3 protein-coding genes are annotated in these 3,878 nt (G+C 65.1%); all 3 read left to right on the top strand.

Going from position 1 to position 3,878, the window contains the following annotated elements:
• Nucleotides 1-1,101: acyl-CoA dehydrogenase family protein (locus WCE35_RS13365; RefSeq protein ID WP_424593825.1), on the top strand; the 1,101-nt coding region annotated here is incomplete at its 5' end.
• 144 nt (nt 1,102-1,245) lie between these two features.
• Nucleotides 1,246-2,490, top strand: coding sequence for an acyl-CoA dehydrogenase (locus WCE35_RS13360; protein ID WP_424593824.1), 1,245 nt, complete (start codon nt 1,246-1,248; stop codon nt 2,488-2,490).
• Nucleotides 2,491-2,636: 146 nt separating this feature from the next.
• Nucleotides 2,637-3,878: acyl-CoA dehydrogenase (locus WCE35_RS13355; protein ID WP_424593823.1), on the top strand; the 1,242-nt coding region annotated here is incomplete at its 3' end.

Below are 3,878 nucleotides of genomic sequence, written 5' to 3'. Positions count from 1 at the left end.
AAGCAGATGCGCGACGCGGCGAGAAAATTCCTTGCCGAAAAGTGCCCGCCGAAGGCGGTGCGCGCGGTTCTGGACGGCAAGGCGGCTTACGACAAGGAATTGTGGAAGGGGCTCGCGGAGATGGGGTTCCTCGGCGTCGCGATCCCCGAAAAGTTTGGCGGCGCGGGCGCGGGTCACCTCGAGCTCTGCGTGATCGCGGAAGAAATGGGCCGCGCGCTGGCGCCGGTGCCATTCTCCTCCACCGTGTATCTGGCGGCCGAAGCGCTGCTGATCGCCGGCAGCGAGGCGCAGAAGCAGAAATGGCTGCCGGCCATCGCCGCTGGCGAGGCGATCGGCACGCTGGCGCTGTTCGAAGGCAAGGGCAATCCGTCGCCGCAGGCGATCAAGCTTTTGGCCTCCGGCGGCACGCTCAACGGCACCAAGAAGCCGGTGCCGGATGGCGCGATCGCCGATTTCGCGGTTGTCGCCGCGCGTACCGGATCGAGCGGTCGCGATTCCGACATCTCGCTGTTGCTGGCCGATCTGAAAGCCGGTGGCGTCGAAGCCAAGGCGCTGACCAGCATCGATCCGACCCGGGGCCAGGCCGAACTCACCTTCAAGAACTGTAAGGCCGAGCCACTGGGCGCCGCCGGCGAAGGCTGGGGCATCCTGTCCCAGGTGCTCGACCGTGCCGCCGTGCTGCTGGCCTTCGAGCAGGTCGGCGGCGCCGACCGTGCGCTCGAGATGGGCCGCGACTACGCGCTCGACCGGATCGCCTTCGGCCGTCCGATCGGCTCGTTCCAGGCGGTGAAGCATATGCTCGCCGACATGTATGTCGCGGCGACGCTGGCGCGTTCGAATTCCTATTACGGCGCCTGGGCGCTCTCGACCAACGCCGCGGAATTGCCGGAAGCCGCGGCCGCCGCGCGCATCAGCGCGACGCAGGCGTTCCAGCACTGCGCCAAGAACAATATCCAGGTCCATGGCGGCATGGGTTTCACCTGGGAATTCGACTGCCACATGTACTACCGCCGCGCCAATGCGACGGCGCTGGGACTAGGCAGCCTCTCTTACTGGGAAGACGCGCTGATCGATCGCATGCGCAAGAAGAATGCGGCGTAACGAATTACTCGTGTCCCGGACGCGATGCAGCGCTCTTCGCGCTGCTTCGCAGAGCCGGGACCCATTGATGGACCCCGGATCAGCAGCGCACCGCAAGCGCGCTGCGCAGCATCCGGGGAACGTAGCGAGAGAAAGAATACTGCCATGAACTTCGATGACACCCCGCAGGAAGCCGCGTTCCGCGCCGAAGCCAAAGCCTGGATCGCGGCCAACGCGCCCAAGCAGTATGAGGAGGAGTTGCGCAAATCCTCGCTCGGCAGGACGCAGCTCAAGGGCGCCAACATTCTTGAAGTGGCAAAAGCCTGGCAGAAGAAGAAGGCCGGTGCCGGCTGGGCCTGCCTGCACTGGCCGAAGGAGTACGGCGGCCGCGGCGCGTCCCCGATCGAGCGCGTGATCTGGCAGCAGGAGGAGGGACCGTTCGGCAAGCTCTCCGGCATGTTCATCATCGGCCACGGCATGTGCGGCCCGACCATGATGGCGTTCGCCGGTGAGGACCAGAAACGAAAGTATCTGCCGCAGCTCGCCTCCGGCGAGAATATCTGGTGCCAGTTGTTTTCCGAACCCGCCGGCGGCTCCGACGTTGCCGGCCTGCGCACGCGCGCCGAAAAGCAAGGCGACCACTGGATCGTCAACGGCCAGAAGATCTGGACCTCGGGCGCGCATTATTCCGACTACGGCATCCTGCTGACCCGCACCGATCCAAACGTGCCCAAGCACAAGGGCCTCACCATGTTCTTCCTGGACATGAAGAGCCCGGGCGTCGAGGTGAGGCCGATCAAGCAGGCGAACGGACAGTCGGAATTCAACGAGGTCTATTTCACCGATGTCAAGATTCCGGATTCGCAGCGCCTTGGTGAGGTCAATGACGGCTGGAATGTCTCGCTGACCACGCTGATGAACGAGCGCATGTCGATCGGCGCCGGGGTTTCGACCGGTTTCCCCGAGTTGTTCGAATTCTGCAACAGCCTGATGCTGGAAGACGGCCCCGCGATCGAGGATCGCGGCGTGCGTTCGAAGCTCGCCAGCTGGGCGGTGAAGGCGAGCGGGTTGAAATACACTTCCATGCGCGCGATCTCGGCGCTGTCGAAAGGCGAGCGTCCGGGCCCGGAAAACTCCATCGGCAAGCTGGTGGCGGGATCGATGGTGCAGGACGTCGCGACCTACGCGCTGGACTTGCAGGGCGCCGCCGGCGTGCTGAGCGGGCCGGAGGACGCCGAAGTCCTCGGAAAATTCCAGGCGATGCTGCTGCGCGCACCCGGCACCCGCGTCGAAGGCGGCACCGACGAAATCATGCGCAACATCATCGCCGAGCGCGTGCTCGGATTGCCCGGCGATATCCGGGTCGACAAGGACGTGCCGTTCAACAAGATACCGACCAGGGGAAGATAGTTCGTGTCCCGGACGCGGTGCGGCGCGTAGCGCTGCTCCGCAGGGCCGGGACCCATAGCAGCCGGTTGATTGACCCCGGATCAGCAGCGCACCGCAAGCGCGCTGCGCAGCATCCGGGGAACGCTTCAAGGACAGGAGAAGCCGCCATGAATTTCGACGACACCCCGCAGGAAGCCGAATTCCGCGCCATCGCGCGAAAATGGATCGACGCCAATGCGCCGAAGGAGCTCGAGGCGGAGCTCTCGAAATCCTCGCTCGGCCGCATCAGCCTGCAGAAGCATGACATGGTCGAGGTCGGCAAGGCCTGGCAAAAGAAGAAGGCCGCCGCCGGCTGGGCCTGCCTGCACTGGCCGAAGGAATATGGCGGGCGCGGTGCCACGCCGATCGAGAAGGTGATCTGGCAGCAGGAAGAGGGCGTCTACGGCAAGCTGACGCAGCCGTTCCAGATCGGCGAGGGCATGTGCGGGCCGACCGTGATGGCCTATGGCTCAGAGGCGCACAAGCGCCATTATCTGCCGAAGCTCGCCTCCGGCGAGCAGATCTGGTGCCAGTTGTTCTCGGAGCCGGCCGGCGGCTCCGACGTCGCCGGCCTGCGCACCCGCGCGGAGAAGAAGGGCGACGACTGGATCGTCAACGGCCAGAAGATCTGGACCTCGGGCGCGCATTATTCCGACTATGGCCTCTTGATCACCCGCACCGATCCCAATGTGCCCAAGCACAAGGGCCTGACGATGTTCTTCCTCGACATGAAGAGCCCGGGGGTCGAGGTGCGGCCGATCAGGCAGGCCAACGGCATGCAGGAATTCAACGAGGTCTATTTCACCGACGTGGTGATTCCCGATCATCAGCGGCTCGGCGCGGTCGGCGACGGCTGGAATGTCTCGCTGACCACCTTGATGAACGAGCGCATGTCGATCGGCTCGCGCCTTGCGACCGGCTTTCCCGAAATGTTCGAGTTCTGCGCGAGCCTGATGACCGATGACGGGCCCGCGATCGACGATCCGGCCACGCGCTCGAAGCTCGCGAGCTGGGCGGTGAAGGCGAGCGGGCTGAAATACACCAGCTACCGCGCGATCTCCGCGCTTTCCAAAGGCGAGCGGCCGGGGCCGGAAAACTCCATCGGCAAGCTGGTCTCGGGCATGATGCTGCAGGATATCGCGGCTTGCGCGATGGACCTCCAGGGCGCCGCCGGCGTCTTCACCGGCACTGCCGAGGAAGAGGCGCGCGGCCAGTTCCAGCAGATGCTGCTCAGTTCGCCGTCGATGCGCATCGCCGGCGGCACCGACGAAATCCTGCGCAACATCATCGCCGAGCGCGTGCTCGGCCTGCCCGGCGATATCCGCGTCGACAAGGACGTGCCGTTCAACAAGATCCCGACCAGGGGGCGC

It is taken from the genome of Bradyrhizobium sp. (genome assembly GCF_049691595.1).
GTDB lineage: Bacteria > Pseudomonadota > Alphaproteobacteria > Rhizobiales > Xanthobacteraceae > Bradyrhizobium.
Note: the sequence above shows the minus strand (reverse complement) of the source record. Positions and strands in the feature narration are given on the sequence as shown.

Bases quoted from the DNA above. Each gene is read 5' to 3' on its own strand.
- WCE35_RS13360 (WP_424593824.1), top strand. From the start codon at position 1,246: ATGAACTTCGATGACACCCCGCAGGAAGCCGCGTTCCGCGCCGAAGCC.